Below are 16,836 nucleotides of genomic sequence, written 5' to 3'. Positions count from 1 at the left end.
GGCTCGAAAAGCGTCCGACGGCTCATTCAACGGGCGAAGCCTTGACGCTGCAGGCTTGGCTAGGCTGGCGTCATGGCCAACTCGTCCAGCGGTGACGCGGTGCTCGACCGTGCGATGCGGATCCTCGCCGTCCTTGAGGTTCACCCCAGCCTGCCTGCGGGTGAGCTCATCGACGCCGCGGGGCTGCCTCGAACCACCGGATACCGGCTGCTGCGGACCATGCGCGCCCATGGCCTGCTCGCCGCTTCGGACTCCGGGGAGCTGGTGCTGGGGCAGCGGCTCTGGGAGATCGCCCAGGGTGCCCCGATCAGCCGGACCCTGCGGGCCGCGGCCCTTCCCTTCATGCAGGACGTCAATGCCGTGGTCCGGCAGACCACCCAGCTTGCGGTCCTTGATGACCAGGGGGTGCTGATCGTCGAGCGACTCTCCCGCCATGGGGCCGTGATCAATCCCGCGGAGGTGGCCACCACGATGCCGGCGCATCTGACCTCGATGGGGCATGTGCTGCTCGCCCATTCCCCGGTCCACGTGGTCCAGCGCTGGTGGGCTCCCCGGGCAGCGCAGATCCAGGAGGCTCGGCCGCAGCTGCACCGGGAGCTGGCGGAGGCGCGCACCCGGGGGCATGCCCAGCTCAGCGGGGTGATCAACGCGGAGACCACCGGCGTCTCGGTGCCGGTGCTGGGCGGTGGCGGCCACGCCGTCGCGGCGCTGACCGTGGTGGTCCCGCGCGACGCTGCCGAGATCCCACAGTTCCTGATGGCGCTGCAGACCGCGGGGCGCGGCATCACCCGTGCGCTGGAGGGCATGAGCCACTGAGCCCAGCCAGCTCAGCCAGTCCGGCCCAACCAGCCAGCTCAGCCCGTCCGGCCGGTCTAGCCAGTTGAGCCATTGAATGGCAATGGTGTGGCGGGTGCGGGCTTGCCCTGAGCAGACTGAGTGAGAACCACGTCACACACTGGCGACGCACACCGCCGATCCCCGTCAAGGAGCCTGGACCCATGGCTGAGAAGAACACGAACCCGGATGCCGCCGCGCTCTCTCAGGCAGAGATCGACGCCGAGATCGCCGCCATCCACGGAGAGTATCGCGCCCAGCGCGACGCCGGCGGCCAGGTCGAGACCAACGCCCGGCTGAACTTCCCGCCGTATCGCAGCTCGCTGCTGCGACACCCGACGAAGTCCCTGCATCACGCGGACCCCGAGGATATCGAGCTCTACAGCCCGGCCTTCGGTCACCGCGACGTCTCCCCGCTGGAGGCGGACCTGACGATCCAGCACAACGGCGAGCCGATCGGGGAGCGGATCATCGTGACCGGCCGGGTGATCGACGGGGACGGACGCGCCGTGGCCGGTCAGCTGGTGGAGATGTGGCAGGCCAACGCCGCCGGACGCTATATGCACAAGCGTGACCAGCACCCCGCGCCGCTGGATCCCAACTTCACCGGGGTGGGGCGCACCCTGACCGGTCCCAACGGTGAGTACAGCTTCACCACCATCAAACCGGCGCCGTATCCATGGAAGAACCACAACAACGCCTGGCGCTCGGCGCACATCCACTTCTCGCTCTTCGGCACCGACTTCACCCAGCGGATCGTGACCCAGATGTATTTCCCCGGGGACCCGATCTTCGCCCTGGACCCGATCTACCAGTCCATCACCGACCAGGCCGCCCGGGATCGCCTGGTCGCCACCTACGACCACTCGGTCTCCCAGCACGAATGGAACACCGGCTACCGTTGGGACATCGTCCTTTCCGGAAGCAACCGCACCTGGGCCGAGCAGGAGGAGGAGCACTGATATGAGACTCACCCCGACCCCCGCACAGACCGTGGGGCCCTTCTTCGGCTACGCGCTGCCCTACGCCGGAGGCGAGGCCCTGGTGGACCGTTCGCACCCCGGCGCGGTGCGGCTGCACGGCACCGTCTACGACGGCGACGGCGTGCCGGTGCCCGACGCGCTGTTGGAGATCTGGCAGCCCGATGAGCACGGCGGGATCTCCCAGCAGCCGGGATCCCTGCACCGCGACGGCTACACCTTCACCGGATGGGGCCGCGCCGCCGTCGACGGGGTGGGGCACTACTCGTTCACCACCGTGGAACCGGGCAGCACCGGCGACGGCGTGGCACCGTACTTCCTGGTCACGGTCTTCGCCCGCGGGCTCATGGATCGACTCTTCACCCGGGCCTATCTGCCTGCCGACCCGTCCACCCTCGAGCAGGACCGGCTGTTGAGCTCGGTGCCGGCCGATCGCCGCCAGACGCTGATCGCCACCCGGGAGCCCGACGGGAGTCTGGGCTTCGACATCCACTTCCAAGGTGCCCAGGAGACCGTGTTCCTCACCTATCCCAACACCCCGCAGTTCACCGGCCCGGTGGAGTGATCGACAGGAGCGTGCCCCGACCATGACCGGACCCTTCGGAATCCTGAGCCCGGCATGGGCCGGCACCTCGACGGCGCGGCTGATGTCCGAGGAATCCATCCTGCGGGCAATGCTGCGCGTGGAGGCCGCCTGGGCCCAGGCGCTCGCCGATGCCGACCAGGCACCTGCTGAGAGTGCCGCGGCCATCCAGGCGATCAGCGAGGACCCCGCGGGTGCCGGAATCGAGGTCGAGGCGATCGCGGCGCAGGGCCCTGGCGGGGGCAACCCGGTGATCCCGATGCTCGCCGCCGTCCGTCACGCCCTGGCCCAGTCCGGGGAGTCCGACGCCGCGCTGCACCGCGGCGCCACCAGCCAGGACATCTTGGACACCGCGCTGATGCTTCTCTGCCGCGACGCCGCAGCCGAGGTCCTCGACGAGGCGCGCCGGGCAGGGGCGGCGCTGAGCAGCCTGAGCCAGGAGCATCGGGAGACCATCTGCGTGGCCCGGTCCCTGACCCAGCACGCGCTGCCGACCAGCTTCGGACTGCGCTGCGCGGGGTGGCTCGACGGGCTGACCCAGGCGATCCAGCGGCTTCAGCTGGCAGCGGCAGCGCTCCCGCTGCAGTGGGGCGGGGCCGTGGGCACCCAGGCCTCGCTGAGTGACTCGCTCGGCGCCCAGCGCACCGGCACGCTCACGGCTGACCTCGCGGACCGTCTTGATCTGCGCCCGATGACCCGCCCCTGGCACACCCAGCGCCAGGTGATCCTGGATCTCGGCTCGGGGCTGGCAGGCCTGCTCGCGGCGCTGGGGAAGGCCGCAGGAGACGTGCTCACGCTGCAGCGCCCCGAGATCGCCGAGCTGCGCGAACCTGCTGCGCCGGGTCGCGGCGGATCCTCTGCCATGCCGCAGAAGCAGAACCCGGTGCTCTCCACGCTGATCCGCTCCGCGGCGCTGAGCGCCCCGGGGCAGCTGAGCACGCTCTACCTGGCGGCGGCCACCGCCGAGGACGAGCGGCCGGCGGGAGCCTGGCACGCGGAATGGCCCAGCCTGGTCGAGCTGAGCCGGCTCGCCGGTGGCGCCGCCACTCATGCCGCCGAGCTGTTCGAGGGACTGGTGGTGCGCCCCGACGCGATGCGCGCCAACCTGAGACTCAGCGGCGACGCCGTGCTCAGCGAACGACTGATGGCGCGTCTGGGAGGCTCCTTTCCCGGCGGAGGCAAGGCGCTGCAGGATCTGGTGCGGCGCAGCGTCGTCGAAGCGGTGCCGCTGCGAGGCCTGCTCGAGGACCAGCTCGGGGATCGGATCACCGCGGCGGAGCTCGATGAGCTGCTGGACCCGCTGCAGTATCTGGGCCGGGCGCAGGAGTTCATCGACGCCGCCGTGGAGGAGTTCGCGCAGCACAGCGCCACTCAGCACAGCGCCACCCAGCCCGACATCCACCCACCGCACCCCGACCAGACCCTCGTGCAGCCGGAAGGATCCACCGATCATGTCTGAATCACACCTGCCCCACCCGGATGCGTCGGGGTCAGCCGCCACGCTGACCCTGACCCCGCAGCTGCTCTCCGGGTCCGTCGAGGATCTGCGCACCGGCGCCCGGCCGGTGCTGGTGCTGGGCCCCTCGCTGGGGACCAGCGTCGCCGTCCTGTGGCAGGGTGCCCTGGCACATCTGCAGGAGAGCTTCACGCTGATCGGCTGGGACCTGCCCGGCCACGGCGATGCGGAGCCCTTCACCGAGTCCTTCGAGATCAGCGACCTCGCCGACGCGCTGGAGGAGCTCGTCGCCGAGCTCGCCGACAACCACGGACTGCCCGCCGATCTTCCGGTCTACGCCGCCGGGGTCTCGATCGCAGGGACCGTCAGTCTGACCCTCGCGCTGCGCGGGAACACGCGGTTCACCCGGTTGGCGGCGCTGTGCACCGCGGCGAAGATCGGTGACCCCCAGATGTGGAGCGAACGCGCGGAGCTCGTCGCGCAGGCGGGAACTCCCACCATGGTCGAGGGCTCCGCGCAGCGCTGGTTCGCCCCGGGGTTCATGGCCCGTGAGCCAGAGGTGGTCACCGGGCTGCTGCACTGCCTGCAGCACACCGACCGGCATTCCTACGCCGCCGCCTGCCGGGCTCTGGGCCGCTATGACCTCACGGCCGAGCTCGCCGGCGTCGCCCGACCGCTGTTGGTGATCAGCGGGGTGGAGGATCCGGTGTGTCCGCCCTCGGCGGTGCAGGACCTCGCCGCAGCCCCGCACACCCAGACCGCGGTGCTCGACGGCGTCGCCCATCAGGCCCCGGCCGAAGCCCCGGAGGCCACCGCCCGACTGCTCAAGGAGTTCCTCAATGACTGATCCCCACTACCAGGACGGCATGAAGGTCCGCCGCGAGGTGCTCTCCGACGCCCACGTAGACCGCGCCGAGGCCAAGAAGGACGACTTCACCGAGGACTTCCAGGAACTGATCACCAACTACGCCTGGGGCTCGATCTGGACCCGCCCCGGGCTGGACCGGTCGACCCGTTCGGTGATCACGCTGACCGCCCTGATCGCCGGCGGGTACTGGGAGGAGCTGGAGATGCATATCCGCGCGGCGCTGCGCAACGGGCTCACCGAGGATCAGATCAAAGAGGTCTTCCTGCAATGCGCCATCTACTGCTCGGTCCCCGCGGCGAACACGGCGTTCAGCATCGGGCGTCGGGTGCTGCAGGAGGAGCGCACCGGTCAGGGCTGACTGGTGCGCCGTGAGGTCTGGCGGCTCTGCACCTAGGTCGCGGCTGCGTCGGTGAGCGGCCAGCCGATCTCCGTGGTGCCGACACCGGAGGGGGCGTCGCCGGTATAGGTCTCCCGGATCGGGCCTGCTGCGCTGTCGCCGCGGTCTGCGACACGCGCTCCCAGCGCGGCGTAGGCGCGAGAGATCGTGTGGTCGGATCCCTGGTGGACCGCCACCGCCATCCGGGTGGCGGGAAGGGTCTCGAAGGTCGCCCGTCCGCCGCACGCCGCGCGGGGTGCGGCTTCCACTGGAAGGAAGAGGGCGCAGTCGCCCGCCTCGTGGAGGAACAGCTCGGTGGAGAACAACCCGCCCAGGGGCCCGACGGCGTCGACCCCGGCCGCCTCGAGCCCAGCGCGCAGCTCCCGCCGGGCGGATGTGAACCAGTCTCCGAGCTGGGGCAGCTCGATGGAGTCTCTGATGATCACCACGTCCAGGGCGGGAACCCGTCGGATCTCCAGGGGTGTCTCTGGCTCCGTGAGCATCTCGCGCAGCGCAGCGACGGCGTCTCGGGTCTCGCTCAGACGCTGTTCCATCCGGTGCAGATGATGCGCGATCGCCTGCGCTCCGGCAGCCGGGTCGGTCGAGCCCAGGATCCGCCGGATCTCGTCGACCGGCATGTCCAGGGAGCGCAGCCGCTGGACCATCCGGGCCTCGGGGATCTGCGCCGATTCGTAGAGGCGATAGTGGTTCACCGGGTCGATCACTGCCGGTTCCAGCAGGCCGACCCGATGGTAGAAGCGCAACGCCTTGGCGCTCAGCCTCGTCGCCCGGCTGAAGTCTCCGATGGTCATATAGGCAGCCATGGACACATCCTCACCCCTGACACTCGGCCAGCGCCAATGCCGACTCGCGGATCCAGCCCAGCGCTTGACCTTGCCCCAAGGGGAAGGGGCAGCGTGGCCAGAGCGGGACGTGGGCGCGAGAACTCGCCCAGCGGACTGCGCCGAACCCCACCAGAGTCGAACCACTGCATGGACAGGAGCCACCTCATGACAGAGCGCACCACACACCCGACCGCGCTGCCAGCCGTGGTGACGGCCTACCTCGACGCCGAGGCGTCGAGCTCACCGCGGGCCCTCGCCGAGCTGTTCAACGAACACGCGGTCGTCGTCGACGACGGCAGACGACACCACGGGCGCGAGGAGATCGCCAGGTGGCGCAGTGAGGTCGCGCAGGCCTTCAGCTACACCAAGACCATGGTGTCTGCTGAGCAGGCACAGGACGTCGTGGAGATCACCGAACGCGTGGAGGGCGACTTCCCCGGCGGCCGGGTCGATCTCCGGAGCAGCTTCGTCCTGGACGAGGCCGGCTTGATCGCGTCGTTGACCATCGCGGTCCCGGAGTAGCGCGGGCTCAGCGCCGGGACATGTAGAGGTTGAACGCCTTCGCCAGCAGCGGGTTGACCTCGTAGTCCCACTCACCGAGGGTCTGCACCACATCGGCGCCCATCGTCGTCTTGAACCGGGTCAGCCCGGCCAGCGGGTACTCCGGGTCCAGTGACGGGCTGAGCCCACCGAGGTCATAGAACTGGCAGCCCGCGGCGAGGGAGTCCTCGATCTGGCGCAGCTGCAGCGCCCGCGGCGCGTAGCGCTTGCGCTCCGCAGCGGAGGAGGCGCCATAGACGTACCAGGCGAACTCGCCCTGCCGGACATAGATCGCCGCGGCGAGCAGCTGATCCTCGAAGTGCGCCAGGTAGAGCGTGCACTCGCTCAACGGGGAGGCGTTGAGCTCTGAGTACATGTCCTGGAAATAGCTCAGCGGCCGACCGGTGAAGTCATCCCGCTCGGCGGTCTCCGCGTAGAGCGTGTGCCAGGCCTGAAGGTCAGCTTCCGCCCCGACGCTCACCGTCAGCTCCGAGCGTGTGGACTTCTTGGTCTGCCGGCGCGAGGACTGATCCATCCGGGCCAGCACCTCATCGATCGAGAGCTGAGCGCCTGAGGGATCGGTGAGCGGGATCCGAGCCTGGAACTGCGGCTGTCCGGCTTCGAAGTCGGTGCTCGGCGCGGGGGCCTTGAATCCCAGTCTGCGCAGCTGCTCCTGCCACTGGCGGGCCTGGGCGGAACCTGCCGTGTCGACCTCGAGCTCTGCGAGCTCCTCGATGCTGGTGTTCTCCCCGGCGGCGAGTGCCCGGCGGACCTCCTTGGCCTCCCAGCGGCGCAGCACCGAGGGCAGACCCATGCGGATCAGGAACGCGCCGGAGGACTTCAGATGATCGATCAGCGGCGGCAGGAGCTGCTCCAGATCCGCGGCCGCCGGGTCCATCACCGGGCCCTCGGCCATATAGGCGAGCTTCTTCCCTCCGAGCAGCGGCACCGCTGCGGGGATGGGGAGTCGCCGGAAGAGCACCAGCGCGGCGGCCACCGGCGAGGCGTCGGAGCCCGATCCGGACTCGAAGACTCCGAGGCTCTGCGCCTGCCACTCCTTCTTCACCGCGGGCCAGCGCGGGTTCTGCAGGAAGGATGCGGTCTTGTGATCAGCGAGGAAGCGGGTGTGCTCCTGGGTGCTGATCGGGCGGACCTGGTACGCGGCGGCGACGCCTGAATCTCTATGCTCCATCACGCCTCAAGGGTACCGTCTGCGTGCCCGGCGACTGGGAGATCAGCTGCGCAGGCCGGTCCCGCACTCGGGGAGCGGAGCGCGGCTGCCGGTGGTGGTCCCGGCGGTGGCCTGCGGTCCGCCGGAGGAGGCTGGATCCGCCCTCGGCGCAGAGGTTTGCACTCGATAGGTCAGAGTGCTAAAAATTGGTTTAGCACTCTCGTGTCGAGACTGCTAGAGGAACCTGAGCAGGTGAGGCCATACAGATGTTCCCGGTGACGCGGGAACGGCCGTCCGTCGCGGGCACCTGGAATGGTTCGACCCAGCAGACGCGAACACGTCTGACAGTCACACACCACGGCTTGAGACAAGCCGAGTCCAGGAAGGACACGCGCCACTATGGCAAAGACTATTGCATTCGATGAAGAGGCCCGCCGCGGCCTCGAGCGTGGACTGAACGTCCTCGCCGATGCCGTGAAGGTCACCTTGGGCCCCCGCGGCCGCAACGTCGTGCTGGAGAAGTCCTGGGGTGCCCCCACGATCACCAACGACGGTGTCTCCATCGCCAAGGAGATCACGCTGGAGGACCCCTACGAGAAGATCGGCGCCGAGCTGGTCAAGGAGGTCGCCAAGAAGACCGACGACGTCGCCGGCGACGGCACCACCACTGCCACCGTCCTCGCCCAGGCCCTGGTCAAGGAGGGCCTGCGCAACGTCGCGGCCGGTGCCGATCCGATGGCGCTCAAGCGCGGCATCGACAAGGCCGTGGAGACCGTCACCGCCGAGCTGTTCAAGTCGGCCAAGGAGATCGAGACCACCGAGCAGATCGCTGCCACCGCCTCCATCTCCGCCGCAGACCCCCAGATCGGCGCACTGATCGCGCAGGCACTGGACAAGGTCGGCAAGGAAGGCGTCATCACCGTCGAGGAGTCCAACACCTTCGGTCTGGAGCTCGAGCTCACCGAGGGCATGCGCTTCGACAAGGGCTACCTCTCCGGGTACTTCGTCACCGACGCCGAGCGCCAGGGAGCCGTCCTGGAGGACCCCTACATCCTGATCGCGAACTCCAAGATCTCCTCGGTCAAGGACGTCATCGGCGTCCTCGAGCAGGTCATGCAGTCCGGCAAGCCGCTGCTGGTCATCGCCGAAGACGTCGAGGGCGAGGCCCTGGCAGCGCTGGTCGTCAACAAGCTCAAGGGCACCTTCAAGTCCGTGGCCGTGAAGGCCCCCGGATTCGGTGACCGCCGCAAGGCCATGCTGGCTGACATCGCCATCCTCACCGGTGGACAGGTCATCGCCGAAGAGGTCGGCCTGAAGCTGGAGAACACCACCCTGGAGCTGCTGGGCACCGCCCGCAAGGTGGTTGTCACCAAGGACGAGACCACCATCGTCGAAGGTGCCGGCGAGGCCGACGAGATCTCCGGTCGCGTGGCCCAGATCAAGGCCGAGATCGAGAACTCCGACTCGGACTACGACCGCGAGAAGCTCCAGGAGCGCCTGGCGAAGCTGGCCGGCGGCGTGGCCGTCATCAAGGCCGGCGCCGCCACCGAGGTCGAGCTCAAGGAGCGCAAGCACCGCATCGAAGATGCCGTGCGCAACGCCAAGGCCGCTGTGGATGAGGGAATCGTCGCCGGCGGCGGCGTGGCCCTGATCCAGGCCGGCGCCCGCGCCTTCGCGGCCCTGGAGCTCAGCGGAGACGAGGCGACCGGCGCGAACATCGTGAAGTTCGCCGTGGAGGCCCCGCTGAAGCAGATCGCCATCAACGCCGGCATGGAGGCCGGAGTGGTGGCCGAGAAGGTCCGCGGCCTGCCCGACGGCCACGGCCTCAACGCCGCCACCGGTGTCTACGAGGACCTCCTGGAAGCAGGCGTCAACGATCCGGTGAAGGTCACCCGCTCTGCGCTGCAGAACGCCGCCTCCATCGCCTCGCTGTTCCTGACCACCGAGGCCGTCGTCGCCGACAAGCCGGAGAAGCACGCTGCCGGCGCCGGCGCCGAGGGCATGGACCCGATGGGCGGCATGGGCGGCATGATGTGATCAGCTGACCAGCCGATCCCTCGCGCACCGTCGCTAGCTGAGAACCCCGCCACAGACCTGGTCTGTGGCGGGGTTCTTCGTCTGCCCTGACAGGTTGCCCAGCGAGGGCGCCCAGTGACCTCGCCCAGCGACCTTGCCCCCTGACCTTGCTCAGACGAATTGCGCGGGGACGTTGCTCAGTGGCCGAACATCCGGGTGTTCGCCGATTCGGTCTCCTCGTACTGGCTGGAGGCTGAGGCCATCGCCTGGCGCACGCTGGCCAGAGACTGCTCCACCTGGACCTGGGTGGCGCGCCACTGGGTGAGCACTTCTTGGAAGGCCGTGGACGCCGAGCCTTTCCAGGAGTCCTGCAGCTGACGCAGCTGGGACTCCATCGAGCTGACATCGCTCTGGATGCGGCCCAGCGTGGCCTCCACGGTCTGGCTCTTGGCGAGCAGCTCGGCGGTGTCGATCTGTAGCAGTGCCATGGTTCTCTCCTCGGGTGACCGGTCCAACCGGTGCGTAGTAGGGATCTGGCGGGACCCGCTGCCCCGCCGATGGCACAGGACGCTACCGAGGGCCGAGCACACATCGGGCGCTGCAGCTTCCGCTGTGGAACCCCGGGCTGGGACGCCAGGCGCAGAACGCGCTGGGGCAGACCGCGATGGTCCAGCACAGCAGGCAGACCAGCAGGCAGACCAGCGGGCCAGACCCAACCGGGGCAGACCGGCCGGTGGCGCGGTGGCTCAGTCAGGCGTGTGGTGTTCCCTGGCTGCGGCGCGGAGCTGGTCCAGCTCATCCTCGTCGATGTCGGTCTCGTGGTCGCTCTGGTCGTCGGGGGCCACCATCGGCAGTCGCAGCGTCATCGTGGCGCCGCCGCCCGGCGTGGGACTGTGTCGGACGGTGCCCTGGTGCTGAGCCGCGATCGCGGCACAGATCGCCAGGCCCAGGCCGGTGCCGCCGGTCTCCCGCTGACGTGAGTTGTCTGCCCGGTAGAAGCGCTCGAAGATCTTCGTGGCGTCCTCCTCGGAGATCCCGTCGCCGTGGTCGCGGACCTCCAGGACGGCGTCGATCTGCGAGTCGGTGCGCTCCTGGGTGCCCACTGCGATCTCCAGCCGAGTCCCCTGCGGCGTGTAGCGCAGCGCGTTGGTGACCAGGTTCGTCACGATCTGGCGGATCTTGCCCTCGTCGCCCACGGCCGGGGCCGGGACCGGGGCGCCGCCGTCGAGCCCGGTGACCCGGGTCTCGCGGTCCGGCGCGTTGACCGCCAGGTCCATGATCGCGTCGTGAGCGATCAGGTTCAGGTCCAGCGGAGCCTTCTGCAGCGGACGCTGCTCATCGAGACGGGCCAGGGTGAGCATGTCCTCGACCAGCTGTCCCATCCGCTTGGCCTCGGACTCGATCCGTCCCATGGCCATCCCCACCGCCTCGGGGTTGTCGCTGACCCCGCCCTGCCGGTAGAGCTCGGAGAAGCCGCGGATGGTGACCAACGGGGTGCGCAGCTCATGGGAGGCGTCCTGGATGAAGCGCCGCATGTTCTCCTCCGAGGCGCTCTTGGCCTGGAAAGAGGTGTCGATCTGTTCCAGCATCACGTTCAGCGACCGGGAGAGCCTGCCGATCTCGGTGTCCGCGGGAGCGGTGGTCTCGACACGCTTGGAGAAGTCCCCGCCGGCGATCTCCGCGGCGGTCTTCTCCACATGGAACAGCGAGCGGAAGGCGCGGGTGACCAGGGCGTAGGCGATGGTGGAGGCCCCAAGCGTGGCCATCAGCCCGATGGTCGCCACCAGGAAGGTGGCGCGCTCCACCGAGGTCTCCACCTGCTCCAGCGGCAGGGCCACCGCCAGGGTGTCTTCCCCGTTCTCCAGCGGCATCACGTGCACGCGCCAGCCCCGGGAGCCCTCCTGGGTGCCGGCGACGTCGAGGTGCTCACCGTCCTGCCAGAGCTCGAAGACCTCGTCGAAGGTCATGCTGGGGATCTCAGGAATATCTCCGCCGGGGCCCGCCGTCGCCTGGAGCGGCTGCCCCTCGGAGTCCATCAGGATCCCGTAGAAGCGCAGGATGGACTGGGTGTCCCCGAACTCCGGGGCGCTGCGCCGAGTGAGGAACACCGAGACGTTGTTCGCGTTGGCGTAGATGTCCTCATCGAGGTTGCGCAGCAGCTCCTGGCGGAACAGCGAGGCCGAGACGAAGGTGGTCACGAACAGGGTCAGCACCAGCAGCCCGGACATGATCAGCACCAGCTGGGTCCTCAGCGACGCCTTGCGCCAGGTCTGGGTGGCGGAGCTCAACGGGCGCATACTCAGACCTTACGCGCAGCGGCGTATCGGGGTGGAGGCCGCGACGGGTCCGGGCAGTCTGTTACAGCCCCTGCGAGCGCTGCCGGCGCTCCCAGGTCTGGAGCACATAGCCGACCCCGCGCTTGGTCTGGATCATCGGAGCTCCCTCGGAGCCGGAGTCGATCTTCCGGCGGAGATAGGAGATGTAGGACTCCACGATGGAGGCGTCGCCGTTGAAGTTGTACTCCCAGACATGATCCAGGATCTGCTGCTTGGAGAGCACCCGGTTGGGGTTCATCATCAGGTAGCGCAACAGCTTGAACTCGGTGGGGGAGAGCTCCACCATCTCACCTCCGCGACGGACCTCGTGGGCGTCGTCGTCGAGCTCGAGGTTGTCGACCATGATCACGGCGTCCTCGTCCTCGAACGGAGCGGTCCGGCGCAGCACGGCCCGGATCCGGGCGACCACCTCATCCAGGGAGAAGGGCTTGGTGACGTAGTCGTCCCCGCCCACGGTGAGACCCGTGATCTTGTCATCGGTGTCGTCGCGAGCGGTGAGGAAGAGCACCGGGAAGTGTTTCCCCGCGGCGCGCAGCCGGCGGGTGACGGTGAAGCCGTCCATGTCTGGGAGCATCACGTCCAGGACGGCGAGGTCGGGCTGGAACTCCTCGGCGATCTCCAGCGCCTCTCGACCGTTGCCGGCCGCGGCGACCTCGAATCCCGCGAACCGCAGCGAGGTGGCCAACAGCTCGCGGATGTTGGGCTCGTCGTCGACGACGAGCAGCTTGGCTTCAGGGGTTTTCTCACTCACCCGTCCAGGATGCTCCTCACTCCTGGAAACTCGCTGGACGTTACCTGGCTGCGCGGTGACGCATCGGTCCATGCCTGCGGTGGGGACGCGCCACGGCTGCCCGGGGTGCTCAGACGATGTCTTCGGCGTCCAGGATGGAGTACCCGTAACCCTGCTCGGAGAGGAACCGTTGGCGCTTGGCCGCGTACTCCATGTCCACGGTGTCGCGGGTGACCACGGAGTAGAAGTGCGCGCGCTTGGGGTCCTCGCCGTCGGCGGACTCACCGGGGCGCAGCAGCCGACCCAGGCGCTGTGCCTCCTCCTGCCGGGACCCGAAGGTTCCCGAGACCTGGATCGCCACCGAGGCCTGGGGCAGGTCGATGGAGAAGTTCGCGATCTTTGAGACCACGAGCACCTCGAGCTCGCCGGCGCGGAAGGCGTCGAACTGCTTCTGGCGTGCGGCGACGGAGGCGGAGCCGGTGAGCACCGGGGCACCGAGCTGTTCTCCCAGGCGTTGCAGCTGGTCCACGAACTGGCCGATCACCAGGACCTGCTCACCGCGGTGCCGGTGCCGGGCCACCAACCGGGCGACGACGGCGTCCTTGACCTCGGCCCCGGCGGCGAGCCGGTGGCGCTCCTTGTCCGCGGCAGAGGCGTACTCCATCCGCAGGCTGCGCGGCATGTCGGTGCGCACCTCGATGCAGGTCGCCGGGGCGATCCAGCCCTGAGCCTCCATCTGCTTCCAGGGCGTGTCATAGCGTTTCGGTCCGATCAGGGAGAACACCTCACGCTCCCGACCGTCCTCGCGGACCAGGGTCGCGGTCAGTCCGAGCCTGCGGCGGGCCTGCAGGTCTGCGGTCATCCGGAAGATCGGGGCGGGCAGCAGGTGGACCTCGTCGTAGATGATCAGTCCCCAGTCGTGGCCGTTGAGCAGCTCCAGGTGGGTGAACAGCTCATGACGCCGGGAGGCCAGCACCTGGTAGGTGGCGATGGTCACCGGGCGGACCTGCTTCCTGGCCCCGGAGTACTCGCCGATCTCCTCCTCGGTCAGCGAGGTGCGCCTGAGCAGCTCGTCCTTCCACTGCCGCGCCGAGACCGTGGAGTTCACCAAGATCAGGGTGATGGTCCCCGAGGTGGCCATCGCGGCCGCGCCCACCAGCGTCTTGCCCGCGCCACAGGGCAGCACGACGACGCCGGAGCCCGCCTGCCAGAAGTTGTCCACCGCCTCTTGCTGGTACCCGCGCAGCGCCCAGCCGTCCTGACGCAGCGCGATCGGATGAGCGGTGCCGTCGACGAAACCGGCGAGATCCTCTGCCGGCCAGCCCAGCCGCAGCAGCTGCTGCTTCAGCTCGCCGCGGGCCTGGCCGTGCACCGCCACGGTGGTCTCATCGATCTCGGGACCGAGCAGGGAGGTCAGCGTCTTGGAGTGGAGCACCTCGCTGAGGATCTCCGGCTCCTGGCTGCGCAGCACCAACCCATGCACCGGGTCCTTCTCCAGGCGCAGCCGCCCGTAGCGACTCATGGTCTCGGCGATGTCCACCAGCAGCGAGTGCGGCACCGGGAACCGGGAATGGTTCAGCAGGGTGTCCACCACGTACTCGGCGTCGAAGCCGGCGGCGCGGGCGTTCCAGAGCCCCAGCGGGGTGATCCGGTAGGTGTGGATATGCTCCGGCGCGCGCTCCAGGTCGGCGAAGGCGCCCACCGCCCGGCGAGCAGAGTCGGCCTGCGGGTGATCGACCTCCAGCAGCACGGTCTTGTCCGACTGCACGATCAGCGGTCCATCAGCCATTGCTCTCCTCGCTAGTGCTCCTGTGCTCCGCCGCAGTCGCCGCAGAGGTCTCCTCGACGGCGGCGATCCGGTGCAGCATCACCGTAGCCTCACCGTCGTCCTCGCGCACCCTGATCCGGACCCTGCCAGCGTTCATCCCGGTGGGAACCCCGGTGAGTCGGTGCGTGCTGCCCTGCGGAGAGACCCTGGTCAGCCGCACCTCGCGCCGCGCGGCCAGCGCCGAGCGCAGGACCCCGATGACGTCCTGGGCGGCGGCTGAGGCGGAGGAGGAGGGCGCGGCGCGTCCGGCCTTGAGCAGCGCGGCGGCGGTGGAGTGCACCAGCGACTCGTCCACCTGGCCGGGTTCTGCACTGCTGCTGTGCACCGGGGACTGCTCCCAGGGGGAGGCCTCCAGCGACCAGGAGGCGGTGTGCTGCGCGGGGGCCGCGGGGGATCCGCCTCGGGTCGGGCCGGGGTCGGTCGGGGTCTCGCGTGCGGTGTTGAATCCCGCCTCCTGCAGGGCCTTGTGAAGTGCGGCCGGGGAGGCGCGGCAGATCATGGTGTCCTCGCTGATCACGCGCAGTCCGAGTTCGCGCAGCACCGGGTCCTCGAGCAGGGCTTCGCGCTGCGCGGGATCCGAGACGCGCAGCCAGGCGCCGGCCTCACCGATCAGGACCCCGCGCCAGGTGCGGGCGGCGTCCTGGATCTGGGTCCGCAGCGGGGCGGGCACATCGGTGAGGCTGTGCGTCTGAAGCCAGTCAAGGATCTCCGCTTCGGTCCATCCTCTGCCGAGCCCGCGGTGCAGCGAATCGGGGCTGAATCGGAAGGTCGGCACCGAGCCGTGTCCCTCACGTTCACCGAAGTCCGCCAGCGCCGCGGCACTGGCGGGGGAGAGCGCACCGGTGGCGATCGCTGTGAGATCCGATTGCAGCAGGATCGTGTCCACCTGGGCCGGCATGGCAGAGGCCAGCTGCTCGGCGAGCCTGTTCAGCCCCGCTCGCCAGTCCGATCCGGTCATCGGTGGTAGTGGCGCGGGTGCCTCCCGCGCCGCACCCTCTGCAGAGCCATCCGCTGCTGCGCCCTTGAGCAGCGCGGCTCCTGCGAGGCTGAGGGCGCCGACGGCGAAGAGGCCCAGGCGTTCGGCCTCGCGCACCAGCCACGGCATCAGGTGGGCCACGCGCGCGCTCATCAGCGGGCGCTCCCACTGGAGTCGTTGCGGCAGCGTGCCGCTGAGCGCATCGGGTCCGGGGAGATCATCCTCGGGCAGGTTCAGCGCGTAGAGGACCGCCCCCGGATCGGCGGCCTCTGCGCTGAGCGTCCCGGCGGTGCTCAGCAGCGTCCGGCGCAGCCGTTCGGCATCTCCGCGCTGCCGGTCCAACCCCAGGGTCGGGGCGATCCGGCTCGTGGGGTGCGGTTCGCGCAGCAGCATCGGCGCGCGCGGCGCCAGCAGCCACCCGGAGACCAGCAGCTGGTGCTGATGGTGCCGCGCCGCGGCGCTGAACTGCTCAGCCAGCCGGGTCGGGGACCAGGCCTGAGCGTCGGTGAGCTCGATGAGTCCGGATGCGGCCAGGAGCTCCAAGAGCCATCCGATCTCACCGACGCCGGCATCGCTTCCCGCACCGGCTCCGAGGCTGGAGCTGGGGCGTCCGCGCTGCCCAGAGCTGGGAGCCCCCCAGCGGGCAGACGTCGCGGCGATCCTCCGCAGCTCACGCATGCCCACCCCGCCGGTGCGCAGGGTCGCGGCGGGGGAGTCGGCGAGCAGTGAGAGCAGCTCCGCCACGTCGTCGAGCAGCTCCGAGATCGCTGCCAGGGAGGCGTTCTCAAGCACGGCGGCGGAGACCCCGGTCGAGCTTCCGGCCGGGGACGGTGCGGCGGGGCTCTGCGCGACGAGGTTGTCGGTGAGCTGCGGCAGGTGCGCCAGCAGGGAGTCGATGATGTGTGGCACCCGCGCCGGGGTCGCCACCTCTGCCGACTCAGAGGCATGAGGGACGGAGTGCCCGGCGGATTCGCCTGCGCCCTCGGGCGCTGCGGGCTCGTCGAAGAACAGTCCTGCGGCGTCCAGTGCGGCGCGCTCGGCCGGGGCCACCTCGGCCTCAGACGCTGACTGCGTCGCCGCGCGCGAGAGTTCGGTGGCCGCGCGCAGCGTCGGTGCGTCCAGGCGCTGCAGGTGCTGGCGGATGCTGGACTCGGAGCCGGCCCGGACAGACAGGGTGGTGAGATCCCCGGGGCTGGGCTGCAGCAGGTCCGGGCGCAGTCGCAGCAGTGCGGCCAGTCGATCCTGGTCCCAGGTCTCGAGGCGCTCCAGCAGAGCTTCCAGGCTGAGCAGCGACACT

General features: G+C 69.4%; 15 protein-coding genes. 8 read left to right on the top strand and 7 right to left on the bottom strand.

The features are described 5' to 3' along the window. Positions 1 to 72 precede the first annotated feature (72 nt). The 6 genes from HNR11_RS02990 to pcaC all read left to right on the top strand — a co-directional run bounded on the left by HNR11_RS02990 (position 73) and on the right by pcaC (position 5,079). Positions 73 to 816 carry an IclR family transcriptional regulator gene (locus HNR11_RS02990; protein ID WP_179441071.1) on the top strand — a complete coding sequence of 248 codons (744 nt, stop codon included), beginning with the start codon at positions 73 to 75 and terminating at the stop codon, positions 814 to 816. Positions 817 to 998: 182 nt separating this feature from the next. Further along, a complete protein-coding gene (pcaH, locus tag HNR11_RS02985; protein ID WP_179441070.1) occupies positions 999 to 1,796 on the top strand; it encodes a protocatechuate 3,4-dioxygenase subunit beta in 798 nt (265 codons plus the stop codon). A gap of 1 nt (position 1,797) precedes the next feature. Further along, positions 1,798 to 2,379, top strand: a complete 582-nt coding sequence (pcaG, locus tag HNR11_RS02980) for a protocatechuate 3,4-dioxygenase subunit alpha (RefSeq protein ID WP_179441069.1) — start codon at positions 1,798 to 1,800, stop codon at positions 2,377 to 2,379. A gap of 22 nt (positions 2,380 to 2,401) precedes the next feature. Continuing rightward, positions 2,402 to 3,856, top strand: coding sequence for a lyase family protein (locus HNR11_RS02975; protein WP_179441068.1), 1,455 nt, complete (start codon positions 2,402 to 2,404; stop codon positions 3,854 to 3,856). Further along, positions 3,849 to 4,700, top strand: a complete 852-nt coding sequence (locus tag HNR11_RS02970) for an alpha/beta fold hydrolase (protein ID WP_179441067.1) — start codon at positions 3,849 to 3,851, stop codon at positions 4,698 to 4,700. Before HNR11_RS02975 ends, HNR11_RS02970 begins: the two co-directional genes overlap by 8 nt. Next, on the top strand, positions 4,693 to 5,079 hold the full coding sequence (gene pcaC / locus HNR11_RS02965) for a 4-carboxymuconolactone decarboxylase (protein ID WP_179441066.1): 387 nt from the start codon (positions 4,693 to 4,695) through the stop codon (positions 5,077 to 5,079). The genes HNR11_RS02970 and pcaC overlap by 8 nt, the downstream gene beginning before the upstream one ends. 32 nt (positions 5,080 to 5,111) lie before the next feature. Here pcaC and HNR11_RS02960 read toward each other — a convergent pair whose 3' ends face one another. Continuing rightward, positions 5,112 to 5,921 (bottom strand): MerR family transcriptional regulator, encoded by an 810-nt coding sequence (locus HNR11_RS02960; RefSeq protein ID WP_179441065.1) that lies wholly within the window; start codon positions 5,919 to 5,921, stop codon positions 5,112 to 5,114. Positions 5,922 to 6,107: 186 nt separating this feature from the next. Between HNR11_RS02960 and HNR11_RS02955 the strand changes: the two genes are divergently transcribed. Further along, positions 6,108 to 6,464 (top strand): nuclear transport factor 2 family protein, encoded by a 357-nt coding sequence (locus tag HNR11_RS02955; RefSeq protein ID WP_179441064.1) that lies wholly within the window; start codon positions 6,108 to 6,110, stop codon positions 6,462 to 6,464. Between the two features lie 7 nt (positions 6,465 to 6,471). On the opposite strand, the gene HNR11_RS02950 is transcribed toward HNR11_RS02955, so the two are convergent. After that, positions 6,472 to 7,674, bottom strand: a complete 1,203-nt coding sequence (locus HNR11_RS02950) for a lipid II:glycine glycyltransferase FemX (protein ID WP_179442824.1) — start codon at positions 7,672 to 7,674, stop codon at positions 6,472 to 6,474. 378 nt (positions 7,675 to 8,052) lie between these two features. Here HNR11_RS02950 and groL point away from each other — a divergent pair, with 378 nt between their 5' ends. Next, positions 8,053 to 9,690, top strand: coding sequence for a chaperonin GroEL (groL, locus tag HNR11_RS02945; RefSeq protein WP_179441063.1), 1,638 nt, complete (start codon positions 8,053 to 8,055; stop codon positions 9,688 to 9,690). 176 nt (positions 9,691 to 9,866) lie between these two features. Here the strand turns inward: groL and HNR11_RS02940 are convergent, their stop codons facing one another. The 5 genes from HNR11_RS02940 to HNR11_RS02920 all read right to left on the bottom strand — a co-directional run bounded on the left by HNR11_RS02940 (position 9,867) and on the right by HNR11_RS02920 (position 16,835). Next, positions 9,867 to 10,157, bottom strand: a complete 291-nt coding sequence (locus HNR11_RS02940) for a WXG100 family type VII secretion target (protein ID WP_058887638.1) — start codon at positions 10,155 to 10,157, stop codon at positions 9,867 to 9,869. 258 nt (positions 10,158 to 10,415) lie between these two features. Further along, positions 10,416 to 11,966 carry a sensor histidine kinase gene (locus HNR11_RS02935; RefSeq protein ID WP_179441062.1) on the bottom strand — a complete coding sequence of 517 codons (1,551 nt, stop codon included), beginning with the start codon at positions 11,964 to 11,966 and terminating at the stop codon, positions 10,416 to 10,418. Positions 11,967 to 12,027: 61 nt separating this feature from the next. Next, entirely contained in the window at positions 12,028 to 12,756 is a 729-nt protein-coding gene (locus HNR11_RS02930; RefSeq protein WP_058887637.1) for a response regulator transcription factor, read from the bottom strand. A 109-nt stretch (positions 12,757 to 12,865) separates the two neighbouring features. After that, the gene (locus HNR11_RS02925) at positions 12,866 to 14,524 is read right to left on the bottom strand and encodes a DNA repair helicase XPB (protein ID WP_179441061.1); all 1,659 of its coding nucleotides are present in this window, start codon (positions 14,522 to 14,524) and stop codon (positions 12,866 to 12,868) included. After that, complete coding sequence (locus tag HNR11_RS02920) at positions 14,517 to 16,835, bottom strand: helicase-associated domain-containing protein (protein WP_179441060.1); 2,319 nt, start codon at positions 16,833 to 16,835, stop codon at positions 14,517 to 14,519. Before HNR11_RS02920 ends, HNR11_RS02925 begins: the two co-directional genes overlap by 8 nt. Between the last annotated feature and the right edge of the window lies 1 nt (position 16,836).

It is taken from the genome of Nesterenkonia sandarakina (assembly GCF_013410215.1).
GTDB classification, from domain to species: domain Bacteria; phylum Actinomycetota; class Actinomycetes; order Actinomycetales; family Micrococcaceae; genus Nesterenkonia; species Nesterenkonia sandarakina.
This window is presented reverse-complemented; position numbering and strand designations above follow the sequence as displayed.

Coding starts and splice junctions, on each gene's coding strand:
- HNR11_RS02990 (WP_179441071.1), top strand. CDS start 73: ATGGCCAACTCGTCCAGCGGTGACGCGGTGCTCGACCGTGCGATGCGG.
- HNR11_RS02925 (WP_179441061.1), bottom strand. CDS start 14,524: ATGGCTGATGGACCGCTGATCGTGCAGTCGGACAAGACCGTGCTGCTG.
- HNR11_RS02960 (WP_179441065.1), bottom strand. CDS start 5,921: ATGGCTGCCTATATGACCATCGGAGACTTCAGCCGGGCGACGAGGCTG.
- HNR11_RS02970 (WP_179441067.1), top strand. CDS start 3,849: ATGTCTGAATCACACCTGCCCCACCCGGATGCGTCGGGGTCAGCCGCC.
- pcaG (WP_179441069.1), top strand. CDS start 1,798: ATGAGACTCACCCCGACCCCCGCACAGACCGTGGGGCCCTTCTTCGGC.
- pcaH (WP_179441070.1), top strand. CDS start 999: ATGGCTGAGAAGAACACGAACCCGGATGCCGCCGCGCTCTCTCAGGCA.
- groL (WP_179441063.1), top strand. CDS start 8,053: ATGGCAAAGACTATTGCATTCGATGAAGAGGCCCGCCGCGGCCTCGAG.
- HNR11_RS02935 (WP_179441062.1), bottom strand. CDS start 11,966: ATGCGCCCGTTGAGCTCCGCCACCCAGACCTGGCGCAAGGCGTCGCTG.
- pcaC (WP_179441066.1), top strand. CDS start 4,693: ATGACTGATCCCCACTACCAGGACGGCATGAAGGTCCGCCGCGAGGTG.
- HNR11_RS02950 (WP_179442824.1), bottom strand. CDS start 7,674: ATGGAGCATAGAGATTCAGGCGTCGCCGCCGCGTACCAGGTCCGCCCG.
- HNR11_RS02955 (WP_179441064.1), top strand. CDS start 6,108: ATGACAGAGCGCACCACACACCCGACCGCGCTGCCAGCCGTGGTGACG.
- HNR11_RS02940 (WP_058887638.1), bottom strand. CDS start 10,157: ATGGCACTGCTACAGATCGACACCGCCGAGCTGCTCGCCAAGAGCCAG.
- HNR11_RS02975 (WP_179441068.1), top strand. CDS start 2,402: ATGACCGGACCCTTCGGAATCCTGAGCCCGGCATGGGCCGGCACCTCG.